The 14844-nt window shown below is 65.2% G+C and carries 11 protein-coding genes and 1 pseudogene; 8 read left to right on the forward strand and 4 right to left on the reverse strand.

The window, feature by feature from the left end; all coding sequences use genetic code 11:
- Positions 1-355 precede the first annotated feature (355 nt).
- The 3 genes from B0G62_RS17915 to B0G62_RS17925 all read left to right on the forward strand — a co-directional run bounded on the left by B0G62_RS17915 (position 356) and on the right by B0G62_RS17925 (position 4299).
- Positions 356-655 (forward strand): hypothetical protein, encoded by a 300-nt coding sequence (locus tag B0G62_RS17915; RefSeq protein WP_103705637.1) that lies wholly within the window; start codon positions 356-358, stop codon positions 653-655.
- 177 nt (positions 656-832) lie between these two features.
- Complete coding sequence (locus B0G62_RS17920) at positions 833-1633, forward strand: PhzF family phenazine biosynthesis protein (RefSeq protein ID WP_103705558.1); 801 nt, start codon at positions 833-835, stop codon at positions 1631-1633.
- Positions 1634-2175: 542 nt separating this feature from the next.
- Positions 2176-4299: a TonB-dependent receptor gene (locus B0G62_RS17925; protein ID WP_103705559.1), complete on the forward strand. Its 2124-nt coding sequence runs from the start codon at positions 2176-2178 to the stop codon at positions 4297-4299.
- A 92-nt stretch (positions 4300-4391) separates the two neighbouring features.
- Here the strand turns inward: B0G62_RS17925 and B0G62_RS17930 are convergent, their stop codons facing one another.
- On the reverse strand, positions 4392-5753 hold the full coding sequence (locus B0G62_RS17930; protein WP_103705560.1) for an ATP-binding protein: 1362 nt from the start codon (positions 5751-5753) through the stop codon (positions 4392-4394).
- A complete protein-coding gene (locus B0G62_RS17935) occupies positions 5750-6412 on the reverse strand; it encodes a response regulator (RefSeq protein WP_103705561.1) in 663 nt (220 codons plus the stop codon). Before B0G62_RS17935 ends, B0G62_RS17930 begins: the two co-directional genes overlap by 4 nt.
- Positions 6413-6739: 327 nt before the next feature.
- On the opposite strand from B0G62_RS17935, the pseudogene eat reads away from it, so the two are divergent.
- The 4 genes and pseudogenes from eat to B0G62_RS17955 all read left to right on the forward strand — a co-directional run.
- Positions 6740-8122, forward strand: a pseudogene (gene eat / locus B0G62_RS17940) (ethanolamine permease); the annotation flags it as partial.
- A 198-nt stretch (positions 8123-8320) separates the two neighbouring features.
- Positions 8321-9712 (forward strand): ethanolamine ammonia-lyase subunit EutB, encoded by a 1392-nt coding sequence (locus B0G62_RS17945; RefSeq protein WP_103705562.1) that lies wholly within the window; start codon positions 8321-8323, stop codon positions 9710-9712.
- Entirely contained in the window at positions 9709-10521 is an 813-nt protein-coding gene (gene eutC / locus B0G62_RS17950; RefSeq protein ID WP_103705563.1) for an ethanolamine ammonia-lyase subunit EutC, read from the forward strand. The genes B0G62_RS17945 and eutC overlap by 4 nt, the downstream gene beginning before the upstream one ends.
- Positions 10522-10753: 232 nt before the next feature.
- On the forward strand, positions 10754-11779 hold the full coding sequence (locus B0G62_RS17955; protein WP_103705564.1) for a helix-turn-helix domain-containing protein: 1026 nt from the start codon (positions 10754-10756) through the stop codon (positions 11777-11779).
- 20 nt (positions 11780-11799) lie between these two features.
- Here the strand turns inward: B0G62_RS17955 and B0G62_RS17960 are convergent, their stop codons facing one another.
- Both B0G62_RS17960 and B0G62_RS17965 read right to left on the reverse strand, forming a co-directional pair.
- Positions 11800-12630 carry an AraC family transcriptional regulator gene (locus B0G62_RS17960; protein WP_103705565.1) on the reverse strand — a complete coding sequence of 277 codons (831 nt, stop codon included), beginning with the start codon at positions 12628-12630 and terminating at the stop codon, positions 11800-11802.
- 9 nt (positions 12631-12639) lie between these two features.
- Positions 12640-13545: a LysR substrate-binding domain-containing protein gene (locus B0G62_RS17965; protein WP_103705566.1), complete on the reverse strand. Its 906-nt coding sequence runs from the start codon at positions 13543-13545 to the stop codon at positions 12640-12642.
- A gap of 97 nt (positions 13546-13642) precedes the next feature.
- Here B0G62_RS17965 and B0G62_RS17970 point away from each other — a divergent pair, with 97 nt between their 5' ends.
- Positions 13643-14842 (forward strand): MFS transporter, encoded by a 1200-nt coding sequence (locus tag B0G62_RS17970; RefSeq protein ID WP_103705567.1) that lies wholly within the window; start codon positions 13643-13645, stop codon positions 14840-14842.
- The last annotated feature ends 2 nt before the right edge of the window (positions 14843-14844 follow it).

Here is a 14844-nt window from a genome sequence, read left to right on the forward strand (position 1 = left end):
GCCGCTTGTAACGGGCAAATATCTCTTTCAGGTGCCTGCAGGCAAATTATGCGATCTCCGCAAATCCACTGGCCTTCGGGACCAACGGCCTGCCGGGCGCCACCATCAATCAGCGGACCACCTTCAGCGTTACCTGCACGAACCACGCCCGCTGGCTTCCAGCTCGATTCCTGAATGGGGGCGTTAGCCGTTTGGCGTTAAAAATGGAAACTCACCATTGCGAAGAATGCGCTTAATTATTGGCGACTGATTTTCTAAACTTGATATGAAATGGCGTGGATTCGATCGTCATCGAGAAATATGAAAGGATCATTGAGGTCCAGATTCCATTCGAACCAAGGAGGAGCACATGATGATGAAGAAGACAACCAGCACGCTCATCGCGGCGGTTGCTGCACTAACGTTGTCGGGCGTGGCTTATGCGCAGAACAACACGCTGGCAACGCCGTCCGTCAAGTCGCCGGTTAGTGATACGAGCACGAATAGCGGTTATGGCACGACAGGCGCCGCGAATTCGGAAAGTGGCATGAGCGCGGGAGCGATGAACTCGAGCATGTCCAATGGCGCGAACACGGGGGCAACGGCCGATACAACCGCATACGGCGCGAACAACACCTTGGCCAGGCCATCCGTGAAGTCGCCGGCTGGGCAGTAAGCAACGCGATCAAGCGTTTGAATCGGGTGCGACAGAGTTCAAATCCCGACGTGTTCCCTGTATAAAGACCGCTGTTACTCACGTACAGCGGTCTTTTTTGTCGTGCTCTTTCTTCGCGATGCCAGGCCGGAAGTCTGGACGTTGACCGCACAATTTCACCTCAACGCCCGAGTGCGAATGAAAACCCATCGTCTACTTTGTTTCGGCCGCAACGACGAAAGCGGCAACGCAGCGATCGTTGTTGAGGGATCGGCTTCAAATGAAGCGCAACGGCTGGCGTTCGCCCAAACGCAGGACGCCAATGCGACGGTATTCGTGGACGAGGATGCCGCGGGTGACAAGCAACTCGACTTCTACTACCCGCATAGGCGCAGCCCGCTTTGTCTGCACGCGACGCTCGCCGCAAGCGCGGTGTTTTTCAACCGCAACCCGGATAGCGAACGAATTCGCTTCGTTACCAGCATGCATCGCCAGGTGCTGGAAATCGAGCGGATCGACGAGGCGATCTTCATCAGTCTGCAGGCGCAGCGTTGTCCGGATTGGGTCAGCAACGTCGAGGAAGTGGCGCGTTTGCTTCGAGTGAACTCCGCCGAACTGGTCGGCACACCACGACTGGCTTCGGTTGGCAGCCCGAAGCTGCTGGTGGAAGTGGCGGATCAATCCGCGCTGGCTGCACTGCAACCCGATCTTGAAGGCATCGCCAACTGGAGCCGCCAACACGGTGTTTCAGGCCTGTACGTGTATTGCCAACCTGGCGACGGTGTCTACGCAGGTCGGAATTTCAACCATCTCGATGCGCGTTTCGAAGATCCCGCGACGGGAGTGGCGGCGGGTGCGCTGGCCTTGTCGCTGGAGCGAAACATTACGCTGTTGCAGGGCGACGCGCTCGATCGGCCTTGCACGCTTCGGGCTCGATATAGGGACGGCGTGGTGCAAGTTGGCGGACGGGCGTTTGACTCGGAACGTCACCGTCCATAGCGCATTGCCGGCACGTTGCGCGCCAAACTGCGTGGCAGGGCGAATCCGCATCGGTGAAGCATCGGCGTGCGAGACGAGATAGGGCTCGCCGTGCAGGCAACTGACGGCGGGTGCAATTCGGTCGTCGACTGCGTTCACGAAACAACTTTGCTGGACGACAAGACCCGCGGCCATGGAGGTCGGGGTGGACGACGAAAGTCGCGATTGCGCCAATGTCTGGGTGGCGTCAACATGCGCGCCCGCGCCCCTTGTTGCAAGACTCCCGAAAGTACCCCGCCTCCGCCTGCAACCCTTGCCAGGCGCGTCATCCAGCGTTTTTCACCCATGCCTGCGCGGCAAGCCAACTGAAATTTATCTTCACAATTGGTAATGTTATAACGTAACATTTGTGTCGGCTGTTGCGGCAGCAACGTAAAGCTCATCCCGCGCAGCGCGCATGGGCCAGGGGAATCGCCCGTGCGCCGCGCCTTATTCCAACGACGCAAATCAAGACTCAAATAACGACCATCGTGGCGACTTCAACCCAGCCTGAACTTTCATCGATGCGGCGCGCCGGACGTCCGCGACGCGCCTTTTCATCCCGCTCGACGCTGCTGCGTCTCACGCCGGTTTCGCTTGCGCTCGTGAGCGTGCTCGTCCATGCGCAATCCGTGAATGGTGGCACCAGCAGCGGCGCAAGCCGCACCGGCAGCACCACGCCCGAAGCCACGCTCGCGCCCGTCTTTGTCACCGCGAATCCGCTCGGCGACGCCGATCTCATTGCGCCCGCAACGGCGCTCGACGGCAATGCGCTGACGCTGCGCGCGGCCAATTCGATCGGCGAAACCCTCAACGGCCTGCCCGGCGTGTCGACGACGACCTACGGCCCGATGGTCGGCCGCCCGATCATCCGCGGCATGGACGGCGACCGCATCCGCATGTTGCAGAACGGCGTCGCGGCCTGGGACGCTTCGTCGCTTTCGTACGACCATGCCGTGCCGCAGGACCCGCTCACGGTCGAGCGCGTCGAAATCGTGCGCGGTCCGGCGGCGCTGCTTTACGGCGGCAATGCGATTGGCGGTGTCGTCAACACGATCGACAACCGTATCCCGCGCGAGCCGATCCAGGGCGTGACGGGCGCCGTCGACGCCAGCTACGGCGGCGCCAACGACGCGCGCGCGGGCGCCGCGCAGGTGGAGGGCGGCAACGGCCAGTTCGCCTTCCACGTAGATGCCTTCGACCGCGACACCAGCAACGAGCGCATCCCCGGTTTCGCGCACTCGGCGGCCCAGCGCGCCCTCGACGGCGCCGATGCGAGCGAGCCCTACGGCAGCATTCCGAACAGCGATGGCCGCTGGCACGGCGGCGCGGTCGGCACGTCGTACACCTGGGCTGACGGCTACGCGGGCGTCTCGTACAACGGTTTCCAGAGCGACTATGGATCGGTGGCAGAGGACGACGTGCGTTTGCGCATGCATCAGGATCACGTGGCCGTGGCCTCGGAAGTGCGTAATCTGAGCGGCCCGTTCAGCCAGCTCAAGTTCGACTTCGGCTACACCGACTATGAGCACCGCGAGATCGACGACGGCACCGTGGGCACGACGTTCCGCAATCACGGCTACGAAGCGCGGCTGGAAGCGCGTCACCAGAAAATCGGCCCCTTCGAGGGCGCGATTGGCGTACAGGTGAGCCAGAATACGTTCTCCGCGCTCGGCGACGAAGCGCTCGTGCCCACCACGCAGACCACCAACGTGGCGCTGTTCGGGCTCGAAGAATGGAACGTCACGCCCGCGCTCAAGCTGAGCGTTGGCGCACGCTACGAGCACGTGAAGCTCGATCCGACGCCGAACGGCAACGACAAATTCGCCTCGGCGCAAGGTCGCGATTTCAATGCGGGCAGCGTCTCTGCGGGTGCGCTCTACAAGTTGGCGCCGGCCTGGTCGGTGGTGGGCAATGTGGCGTATACGGAACGCGCGCCCACGTTTTACGAGCTATACGCAAACGGCCCGCACGACGCGACGGGGCAGTATTTGATCGGCAATCCGGATGCGCAGAAAGAGAAGGCGGTTTCGACCGATCTTTCGCTGCGCTTCGAGCGCGGCCCGAACAAGGCGAGCGCGGGCGTGTTCTACAGCCGTTTCAGCAACTATCTGACCGAGTACAACACGGGCCGCCTCGTGAACGACGATGACGAGGTCGTGCCCCCCGGCACCGACGACGCGCTCAACGAAGCGGTCTATCGCGGCGTACGCGCGGAATTCTACGGCGTGGAAATCGACGGCAAATGGCGCGTGTTCGAGAAGGGCGCGCATCGTGTCGATGTGTCGCTGACCGCCGACTACACGCACGCGCGCGACGTCGATACGGGCGCACCGCTGCCGCGCATCGCGCCGCTGCGCGCGACGCTGGCGGGCGATTACGGTTATGGGCCGTTCGGCGCGCGCGCGGAACTCGTGCACGCGTGGGCGCAGCATCGCGTGCCCGAGGACGATCTGCCGACCGATGGCTATACCACGGTCGCGCTGATCTTGACCTACAAGTTCCATGTGGGATCGACGAACTGGCTCGCCTATGTGCGCGGCGACAATCTCACGAATCAGGACGTGCGTTACGCGAGTTCCGTGGTGCGCGACATCGCGCCCGAGGGAGGACGCAGTGTGATGGTCGGCTTGAGGACGACGTTCTAAAGACGAGGCGCATTTCAGCTCAGTCGATGACGACAGCTTGAATAGCATTCCTTAGTGAATGAACGAGGGCAGCAGAACAGCGCCGCCCTCGTTCACACCTGCGCCTTCGCCTCCGTTTCTTCCTGCGCCACCAGCCCGCTTACCGAAGCGGTCAGCCCCTTGCCGCCAGGATTATTGCGCAGGACCAGCTTCAGACCGTGCCGCTGCGCGATACGCATCGCGATCGACAGCCCCAGGCCGCTGCCGGTGCCCGGCACATGATTGGCCCTGTAAAAGCGATCCAGCACGCGTTCCAGATGCTCTTCGGGAATGCCCGGTCCATTGTCCACCACGTCGAAGCCCACGCGATTGTTCGCGCGCGTGAGCACGAGATCGATCTTGCCGCCGGGCGGCGTATAGCGGATCGCGTTGTCGAGCAGATTGCTGAGGAGCGTGGCGAGACCGTGTGGGTCGGCGGCCACGTTGCAGGCGTCGTCGCCGCGCACGGGCGGGCGCAGTTCCAGCCCGAGATCGATGGATTTGTCCTCGGCGAGCAGCGAGAGATCACCGATTGCCTGTTCGCCGAGACGGCGCAGGCTCACGTCGGCCACGGGCAGTTCCGCCTGGGCGTCTTCGCGCGCGAGCGTGAGCAATTGCTGCACCAGCCGGATCAAGCGGTTCAGACGCGTTTCGATGCGCTCGGTCGTTTGCGGTTCGCCGCTGAGCGTCCCGTCGCGGAAGGCGGCCTGCAATTGCAGCTTGAGCGCGGCAAGCGGCGAGCGAAGTTCGTGCGCGGCATCGGCGATGAAGGTGCGCTGCGCCTGCGAAGCCGTGTTCAGGCGCGCGAGCAGATCGTTGAGCGCGACGACGAGCGGGCGCAGTTCGATCGGCACGGAACCGTCGAGCCTGAGCGGCCCGAGCGTGTTGTGCGAGCGCGCGGACAGCAGCGCCGAGAGCGCCCCCACGGGCGCCAGCCCGCGCGCCACTACCAGCAGCACGAGCACGATGGCCACCGGCACGAACAGCGCGAGCGGCCAGACCGTGTGCAGCGCGAGCCGCAGCGCCAGCGCCTCGCGCACGGAGATTGGCTGCGCGACCTGCACGAAGCGATTGGCCTGCTGCACGCCAAAAGTGCGCCAATTCGATTCCTCATACTCGAAGGTATGGAAGCCCGAGGGATTGCGCGGCAGCGGCGCGTCCTGCGTCGAGTGATAGATCGCCGTGCCGTCGCGGTCCCAGATTTCGATGAGGATGCGATCGTCGGCGATGCCCTGCATGTCGGGCTCGTGCTGCTCGCCGCCGTGGCCCGCATGCAGATTCAAGGGCAGCGAGAGCGCTACCGCGCGCAGTTCGTAGTCGAACAGTTCGCTCGCCTCGTTGCGCGCCGTGTGGAAGATGCCGAAGCCCGCCATCGCCGATCCGATCGCGAAGCCGCAGATCAGCCAGCCCAGCAGGCGCCGCTTGATCGATCTCATTGCGCCCTCTTGAGCCGATAGCCCACGCCGCGCACCGTCACGATCTGTTCCGCGCCGATCTTGCGGCGCAGACTGTGCACATGCACTTCGATGGTGTTGCTGCCCACTTCCTCGCCCCAGCCGTAGAGCCGCTCTTCGAGCTCCGCCTTGGTGAGGACGCGCGCCGGTTCCTCGATCAGCACGTGCAGCAGCGCGAATTCGCGCGGCACGAGCGCGACGGGCGCGCCGTCCATCGTGACTTCGTGCGCGGCCGGGTCGAGCGTGAGATTGCCATGCGCGTAGACCGGCTGTTTGCGGCCCGTGCGCCGGCGCAGCAGCGCGCGGGCGCGCGCGGCCAGTTCGTCGAGATCGAAAGGTTTGACGAGATAGTCGTCGGCGCCCGCGTCGAGTCCGCTCACGCGGTCGGTCACGCTGTCACGCGCGGTGAGGATGAGGATCGGCGCTTCGCCGCCGCGCCGCCGGTAGGCGGACAGCACTGTCACGCCGTCCTTCTTCGGCAGGCCCAGATCGAGCAGGACGAGGTCATACACGTCGTTGGCGAGCGAGAGTTCGGCCTCGCGTCCGTCCTTCGCCCAGTCGACGGCGTAGCCTTCGCGGCGCATGCCGTCGAGCACCGGCTCGGCGATCATCTCGTCGTCTTCCACCAGCAGGAGGCGCATTGTGGTGCTCCAGTTCGCTTCGTTGGGGGATTGTCGCTCATTCGCGGCCATGGCCAGGCCTTTGCATCCCGGCATTCGTTCCCCAAGGCAGGCGCAGCAAGGCAGGCAGGACAACGGATGTTCCTCGATGAATGCGGGCGCTGCGAGGGTTGGACGGCAGCATGGCGAAGCATTCTGCGGGGTATACGCTTAGGTGCCCCTTAAGAGATCGAACGGCAAGCGCCCAGAAATTGTATGGATAGTGTAAGAATCGTGGATTGCCGATTTTCGATAACACGTCGATTAATGACTCTCTAGCATGGTTCCATTCATCGAGGAGAAAACACCATGCACGCAGAGTCGAAAGGCCATAAGGGGGGCAGCGGCCCCAGCGCCGCGCCCGCGCTTCAGCAGACGCTCGGCACGTGGCAACTGTGGGGCATTGCCGTCGGGCTCGTGATTTCCGGCGAATATTTCGGCTGGAGCTACGGCTGGGCGAGCGCGGGCACGCTGGGCTTCGTCGTCACGGCGCTGTTCGTGGCGGCCATGTACACCACCTTCATTTTCAGCTTCACCGAACTCACCACGTCGATTCCCCATGCGGGCGGCCCGTTCGCCTACGCGCGCCGCGCGTTTGGTCCCGCAGGCGGCTATCTCGCGGGCGCGGCCACGCTGGTCGAATTCGTGTTCGCGCCGCCGGCGATTGCACTCGCCATCGGCGCGTATCTGCACGTGCAGTTCCCGGGCCTCGAACCGAAACATGCCGCGATGGGCGCTTACCTCGTATTCATGGCGCTCAACATCGTGGGCGTGCAGATTGCCGCCACGTTCGAGCTGGTGGTCACGGTGCTGGCGATCTTCGAACTTCTCGTATTCATGGGCGTGGTGTCGCCGGGCTTCACGTGGGACCACTTCATGAAGGGAGGCTGGTCGGGTAGCGATCACTTCTCGCTGGGCGCGTTCCACGGCATGTTCGCGGCCATCCCGTTCGCGATCTGGTTCTTCCTCGCCATCGAAGGCGTGGCCATGGCCGCCGAAGAAGCGAAGAACCCCAGGCGCTCCATTCCGATTGCCTACGTCGCCGGCATCCTGACGCTGGTGGCGCTTGCCGTGGGCGTGATGGTGTTTGCGGGCGGCGCGGGCGACTGGACCCAACTCGCCAACATCAACGACCCGCTGCCGCAAGCGATGAAATACATCGTCGGCGAGCACAGCGGCTGGATGCATATGCTCGTGTGGCTCGGCCTGTTCGGTCTGGTCGCGTCGTTCCACGGCATCATTCTTGGTTATTCGCGGCAGATTTTCGCGCTCGCTCGCGAAGGCTATCTGCCCGCGTGGCTCGCCAAGGTGCACCCGCGCTTCAAGACGCCTTATCGCGCGATCATCGCGGGTGGCGTGATCGGCATCGCGGCCATCTATAGCGACGAGCTGATCCAGTTCGGCGGCCAGACGCTTACCGCGAATATCGTCACGATGTCGGTGTTCGGCGCGATCGTCATGTATATCGTCAGCATGGCCGCGCTCTTCAAGCTGCGCCGCGCGCAACCGCGCCTGGCCCGGCCGTTCCGCGCGCCGCTCTATCCGTTCTTTCCGGCCTTCGCGCTGCTCGCCGCACTGGTTTGCCTCGGCACGATGGTGTATTTCAATGCGCTCGTCGCCGTGATATTCGTGGGCTTCCTGGCGCTGGGCTATGCTTATTTTCTGGCGACCCGCGCGCAACGCGAGGCCGCCACGCAAGCGGCGCAATCGGCACAATCGGCACAATCGGCACAATCGGCACAATCGGCACAATCGGCACAATCGGCACAATCGGCACAATCGGCACAATCGGCACAATCGGCGCAAGCGCTGGAAACGTCCGGCGCGCTGCTGGAGGAATGAGCGCACAATGAATGTCTGCACGATGCCAGAGCGCAGGAGTTGAACCGAATGGCCTATACGGAGACGATCGGTCCGCGTACCTACCGTTTCGCGGACCTCAAGACCCTGCTGGCGAAGGCGAGTCCGCTGCGCAGCGGCGACCAGCTCGCGGGCGTGGCGGCGGCGAGTGAGGAAGAGCGCGTCGCCGCGAAGATGGCTCTGGCCGACGTGCCGCTCAAGACCTTCCTGAACGAGGCGCTGATTCCCTACGAGAGCGACGAAGTCACGCGCCTGATCGTCGATAGTCACGACGCACAGGCGTTCGCGATGGTTTCGCATCTCACCGTAGGCGACTTCCGCAACTGGCTGCTGTCGCCCGAAGCGGATAGCGCGGCGCTCGAACGCGTCGGGCCGGGCCTCACGCCCGAGATGGTGGCGGCGGTCTCGAAGATCATGCGCAACCAGGACCTGATCGCGGTGGCGCGCAAGCGCCCCGTGATTACGCGCTTTCGCAATACGGTGGGGCTGCCGGGGCGCATGTCGGTGCGCCTGCAGCCCAACCATCCCACCGACGACGTGAAGGGCATTGCCGCGTCCATGCTCGACGGCCTCATGTACGGCTGTGGCGACGCGATGATCGGCATCAATCCGGCGACGGACAGCCTTGCGGCCATCGTCAAGCTGCTCACGATGATCGATGGCTTTCGCGAGCGCTATCGCGTGCCCACGCAATCGTGCGTGCTCACGCACGTCACCAATACGATCGCGGCCATCGAAAAAGGCGCGCCCGTCGATCTGGTGTTCCAGTCGATCGCTGGCACCGAAAAAGCCAACGCCAGTTTTGGCATCTCGCTCGCGCTGCTGGGCGAGGCGCGCGAAGCGGCGCTCTCGCTCAAGCGCGGCACGGTCGGCGATAACCTCATGTACTTCGAGACGGGACAGGGCAGCGCGCTGTCCGCGAACGCGCATTTCGGCGTCGATCAGCAGACCTGCGAAGTGCGCGCCTATGCGGTCGCGCGCCACTACGATCCGTTCCTCGTCAATACGGTGGTGGGATTCATCGGTCCGGAATATCTCTACGACGGCAAGCAGATCATCCGCGCCGGACTGGAAGACCATTTCTGCGGCAAGTTGTTAGGGGTGCCGATGGGTTGCGATATCTGCTACACCAATCATGCCGAAGCCGATTCGGACGATATGGATACGCTGCTCACGCTGCTGGGCACGGCGGGCATCAACTTCATCATGGGCATTCCCGGCGCCGACGACGTGATGCTCAATTACCAGAGCACCTCGTTTCATGACGCGCTGTATGTGCGCGAGGTGCTCGGCCTGCGCCGCGCGCCCGAGTTCGAGGAATGGCTGGAGACGATGGAGATCGCCGATGCGAAGGGCGAGCTGCTGCCGGCTTCGGCGCGCGTGCCGCTGCTGGCGGGCGCGACCGAATGGATGGGCCTATGAGCGATGCCGTCGAAAAGAACCCCTGGGCGGGGCTCAAGGCGTTCACGAACGCGCGCATCGCGCTGGGCCGCGCGGGCAACGGCCTGCCGACCGCGCCGCTGCTCGCGTTCAATCTCTCGCACGCGCAGGCGCGCGACGCGGTGCATCAGCCGCTCGACGCGGACACGTTGCGCGCGCAACTGGAAGCGCAGGGCTTTTCGACACTTGGCGCGCAGAGCGCGGCTGCTGACCGGCAGCACTATCTGCGTCGGCCCGATCTGGGCAGACGGCTGGGCGACGAGAGCCGCGAGGCGCTCGCGAACGCTTCGCAGGAAGCCCCCGACGTGGTGTTTGTGGTCGGCGACGGGCTGTCGGCCTTCGCGGCCGCGAAGCAGGCCGTGCCGCTGTTGCAGGCGGTGCGCAGGCGTCTCGAAGACGATGCCGACACGGCGCCATGGCGTATCGGCCCGGTGGTGGTGGCGCGTCAGGCGCGCGTCGCGCTGGGCGACGAGATCGGCGAATTGCTCGGTGCGAAACTGGTCGCCGTGCTGATCGGCGAGCGGCCGGGTTTGAGTTCGCCCGATAGCCTGGGCGTGTATCTCACGTGGGCGCCGAAGGTGGGTTGCCACGACGCGTTGCGCAACTGCATTTCGAACGTGCGGCCCGAGGGGCTGCCTTACGAGGCGGCGGCGCACAAGCTGCACTATCTGCTTACGCACGCGCGGCGGCTCCAGTTGACCGGCGTGGGCCTGAAGGACGATAGCGATGCGACGTTGCCGCAGCAGCAGGCTGCGGGACGGGTCGAGGCCGCCTGGTTGAATCCCGCCTGACATGCACGCTTTTAGGGCGAGGGGCGCGGCGTATCTCGCGCGGATGCGCCGATATTGAACATCGATAAATCGCGCCACGCGCGCCTGGGTGTGCCGCAACGGCACATGACCGACACAAAAGTGACATGCGCACGCACTTCGTTCCCGCCGCACAAGCCCCGCACAGCCCTGGCGCGGATTTTGCGTCGAAAGCAGATCGTTTTCGACCCAACCCATGCGCAAGGAGTCACCCATGAATCAAGCGGCCACGCGCATCGAACAGACTGCGGCGGACACCCGCCTGAATGCCCAGGGCGCGCAGGTGCCTGCCGGCCGCGCGGTCGTGAGCGTCGCGCATGACGCCGACGAACAGGCGCGCAATCTGGTCGGCTGGCGGCAGACCTACGATCAGCTCGCGGCGGGCCGCTTCGTCGGCACGCTCACGGAAATCCCGCTCGACACCATGAAGATTTTCTGCGAAACCACGAGCCAAACGCTGCGTCAGGCGTGCGAGGTGCGGGGCGACGCGTACTGGTTCGGCATTCCCGCGGCGCTCGACGGCCAGGCGCGCATCGATTCGCAGCCGTTCGGCGAACACGCGATTGCCGTGCGGCCCGGCAACGTCGAATTCGAGTTGCTCACGCCCGCGCAGTTTTCGATCTACGGCGTGGTCGTGCGCGGCGACGTGCTGCGCCATTACGCCGAAACCGTCGAACGCGTGCCGCTCGACGCGCGCCTGCCGTCCGCGCCGACGGTGCGAGCGGGCGCGGCGCGTCTCGCGCAGCTTTGCGCCCTGCTCGCGCAACGGCTGGGAGACACGGATGCGGACGACGACATGCTCTCCGACGTGGAGCGCGACGACGCGCAGGCGGAATTGCTGGCGGCGCTCTTCGACGCCTGCACGGCGCGCGATGACGAGGCAGGCAATACGGATGGGCTGGCCGATCCGCCTTCGCGTCGCCGCTGGATCGTCGCGCAGGCGCGCGATTACGTGCTCGCGCATCGCTCGCGTCCGGTCGGCGTGCCCGAACTCTGCGAGCAACTGCATGTGAGCCGGCGCACCTTGCAATACTGCTTCCAGGACGTGCTGGGCATGGCCCCAGCGACTTATCTGCGCGCGCTGCGCCTGAACGGCGCGCGGCGCGATCTATGCGGCCGCGCGGCCGGTTCCGTGCAGGACGTGGCGGCGGCGTGGGGCTTCTGGCATCTGAGCCAGTTCGCAACCGACTATCGCCGTATGTTCGGCATGCGTCCTTCCGAAGCGTTGCGCGCGGCCTGACACGCTGGCCGCTTCAAAGATTATCCGGACACCTGATGATTGGCGGGCCGCGCGATGAACTTGCCGGGACTCGTGCCCGTGAGACGCCGAAACATCGCGATGAACGCCGACGAAGTCGCATAGCCCAGATCGAGCGCCACCGATTCGACGCTGCGCCCCGCCTGCAGCAGCGGCAGCGCGCGCACCAGGCGCAGGCGTGCGCGCCATTCGGTCAGTGACATCCCCAGTTCGCGCTGCGCGTGGCGCATGAGCGTGCGCTCGCTCATATGGAACGCGGCGGCGAGATCGGCGAGCGGCCGGTTATCGGCGGGATTGTCGTGAAAGACCTTGAGCACGGCGTCCAGTTCCGGGTCGTCCGGATGTGGCAGATAACTGCCGGTCGTCGCGCAAGTGCCGAGTTGATCGACGAGCACGCGCAGCAAGCGCGCACGCGTGGGCGATTCGACACCGTCGTGGCCCTGCGGCGGCAGCGCGCGCAGATGTTCGAGCATCGCGCGCACGAGCGGCGACACCATCACCGCGCAGGTCTGCGCGGGCAGCGCGGCGCACAACTCGCGCTTGATATAGACCGAGCAATGGACCGTCTCGGCGTGATTGAAGCCGACGTGCTCGGTGCCGGGGGCGATCCACAAGGCCATATGAGGCGGGGCGAGAAAGTAGTCCTCGCGCGTCGTGACTTCGGTGATGCCGCTGAACGAATAGACGAACTCGCCCCACGGATGGCACATCGACGGATAGGTGGCGTGCGACGGCATGTGCTCGGTGCGGAAGTACACGGGGACCGGCAGCGTATCGATGAAGGGCGGCTGGCGCAGGTGCTGCGAGTGGGGCTTCGAATGGGATTTCGGCATGGCGCGGCTTTACGTGGATGGCGCTCGTTGGGCAATTTCATGCGCGAATTCGACGAAGCGCAGCGCACAACGCGATGCGTCGTTCGCACGCCAGAGCAGCGTCTGTGCGAGCGGCGCTTCGCCCGCAAGCGGCACGTAGCGCACGCCCGGCATCTGCAACGCCGCCACGGAAGCGGGCACGATCGCCACGCCGCGTTCGGCGGCGACGAGAGCCACGAGCGTCGCGACCTGCGTGGCGGTCGGCCCCAGGCGCGGCGCGAGACCGGCTTTCGCGCATAGGCGGTTGAGTGCCGCATTGAGCGCGGAACCTTGTCCCGGCGGATAGGTGATGAAGGCCTCGGCAGCGAGCGCGGCGAAGTCGATCACGTCGCACGCGGCATGCGCGCTGCCGGACGGCACCGCGGCAACCAGCGGCTCGCTTGCCACGATTCGCTGCGCGATCTCCGGCGGCGCGGGTTCCGTCGCGGCCCAGCCGAACACGATGTCGAGCACGCCCGCCGCGATCTGCCGATGGTGATCGACGCTCGCCACTTCGCGAAAGCTCAATTCCACTTCAGGTGCCGCGCGGCCGAAGGCGCGCACGATCTCGCTGAACACGCGCGACATCGGAATGGAACTGGTGTAGCCGATTGCGAGGCGTCCGGTCGCGCCGCTTGCGAGCCGCTGTGCCGAGGTCTGGGCGCTGGCGGCCGCATCGAGTACCCGGCGCGCATGGTCGAGAAATTGCGCGCCTTCGGGCGTGAGCATGACGGCGCGCGTCGAGCGCTCGAAGAGGCGAATCCCCAGTTCTGTTTCGAGCGCGGCGATCTGGCGCGTGAGTGGCGGCTGGGCGATGTGCAGGCGTTCGGCGGCGCGGCCGAAGTGCAGTTCGTCGGCGACGGTCACAAAGTAGCGCAGGCGGCGCAGGTCGAGCATGTGAGGCTTCCGGTATGAATCAGCACAAAATCGGTATTGGCCGAGGGCGCGCGCGCCCGGCAGACTGAATGGACAGCTATCGTCACGGAAACCATTCATGTCAGGCAAGCCCTTGCGCGCGGCGTTCTTTCTTTGCGGCTGCGCGGCCTTTCTCAATCTCTACGCCACGCAGGGCATTCTGCGCGAACTCGCGGCGGCCTTTGGCGTCAGCGCCGAACATGCGGGGCAGGGTGTGAGCGCGACCACGCTGGCCGTCGCCATTATCGCGCCATTCGTCGGCACAATCGCCGCGCCGTACGCGCGCCGCACGGTGATCGCGGGCGCGGCGATGGTGTCGGCGCTGCCCGCGCTGTGGGCCGCGCATGCGGGCGGCTTTGCCTCATTTCTCGCTGCACGTTTCGCTGTCGGCATGTTGATGCCGTTTGTTTTCGCGATTTCGGTGTCGTTTATCGGCGAGTGCTTTTCGCGCGAAGAAGCCGCGGAAGTGAGCGCGCTGTTCGTCGCGGGGACCACGCTCGGCGGCTTCGCGGGGCGCTTCGTGACCAATGCGTGCGTGGCCGGGCTGGGCTGGCGGCACGCGCTAGATGTGGTGGCGGCGTTGAGCCTGGCGGCGGGCGCGGCGATATACGCGTGGCTGCCGCGTCAGGCGCCGATGCAAGCCGAAGCTCGCGCGAGGGATCACGTAATGCCGTCGCGTCTGCAGCTATTCACACGGCCATCGCTGCTGGCGGCTTTTGGCTTCGGCGCCTGCGTGCTCGCCTCGCAGGTGGCGACCTTTACTTTTGCAGGGCTGCGGCTCGCGCAGCCGCCTTATCGCTTTGGCACCGCGCAGATCGGCGCGATCTACGCCGTGTTCCTGCTCGCGATGGTGGTGACGCCGCTCGCGGGGCGCATCGCGCGCCATCGCTCGCCGCGCGATCTGGCCGTGTGGGCGGCGTGGCTCGCGCTGGCGGGCGCGCTGCTCACGCTCGCGCACGGTCTCGTGCCGATCCTGCTGGGGCTCGCGCTCGGCTCGACCGCTGTTTTCGTCGAGCAGGCGGCGGCTAATGCGTTCATCTCGCAGACCACGGACGCGGCGCGGCCCACGGCCATCGGCCTCTATCTCTCCTTTTATTACCTGGGCGGCAGTCTCGGGTCGGTGCTGCCCGTGGCCGCGTGGCGGCTATGGGGCTGGAGCGGTTGCGTGGCGTTCGTGATCGGCGCACAGGCGCTGGCGGGTCTGCTGGCGTGGCGGTTCTGGCGCGAGGACGCGCGACAACCCGCGTCGTTGCTTCGGGCGCGGGCGTTGATGCGCTAGCT

Origin of the sequence: Paraburkholderia eburnea (assembly GCF_002917095.1) — a bacterium.
Taxonomy (GTDB): Bacteria; Pseudomonadota; Gammaproteobacteria; order Burkholderiales; family Burkholderiaceae; genus Paraburkholderia; species Paraburkholderia eburnea.

Coding starts and splice junctions, on each gene's coding strand:
- B0G62_RS17925 (WP_103705559.1), top strand. CDS start 2,176: ATGCGGCGCGCCGGACGTCCGCGACGCGCCTTTTCATCCCGCTCGACG.
- B0G62_RS17935 (WP_103705561.1), bottom strand. CDS start 6,412: ATGCGCCTCCTGCTGGTGGAAGACGACGAGATGATCGCCGAGCCGGTG.
- B0G62_RS17960 (WP_103705565.1), bottom strand. CDS start 12,630: ATGCCGAAATCCCATTCGAAGCCCCACTCGCAGCACCTGCGCCAGCCG.
- B0G62_RS17930 (WP_103705560.1), bottom strand. CDS start 5,753: ATGAGATCGATCAAGCGGCGCCTGCTGGGCTGGCTGATCTGCGGCTTC.
- B0G62_RS17970 (WP_103705567.1), top strand. CDS start 13,643: ATGTCAGGCAAGCCCTTGCGCGCGGCGTTCTTTCTTTGCGGCTGCGCG.
- B0G62_RS17965 (WP_103705566.1), bottom strand. CDS start 13,545: ATGCTCGACCTGCGCCGCCTGCGCTACTTTGTGACCGTCGCCGACGAA.
- B0G62_RS17945 (WP_103705562.1), top strand. CDS start 8,321: ATGGCCTATACGGAGACGATCGGTCCGCGTACCTACCGTTTCGCGGAC.
- eutC (WP_103705563.1), top strand. CDS start 9,709: ATGAGCGATGCCGTCGAAAAGAACCCCTGGGCGGGGCTCAAGGCGTTC.
- B0G62_RS17955 (WP_103705564.1), top strand. CDS start 10,754: ATGAATCAAGCGGCCACGCGCATCGAACAGACTGCGGCGGACACCCGC.
- B0G62_RS17915 (WP_103705637.1), top strand. CDS start 356: ATGAAGAAGACAACCAGCACGCTCATCGCGGCGGTTGCTGCACTAACG.
- B0G62_RS17920 (WP_103705558.1), top strand. CDS start 833: ATGAAAACCCATCGTCTACTTTGTTTCGGCCGCAACGACGAAAGCGGC.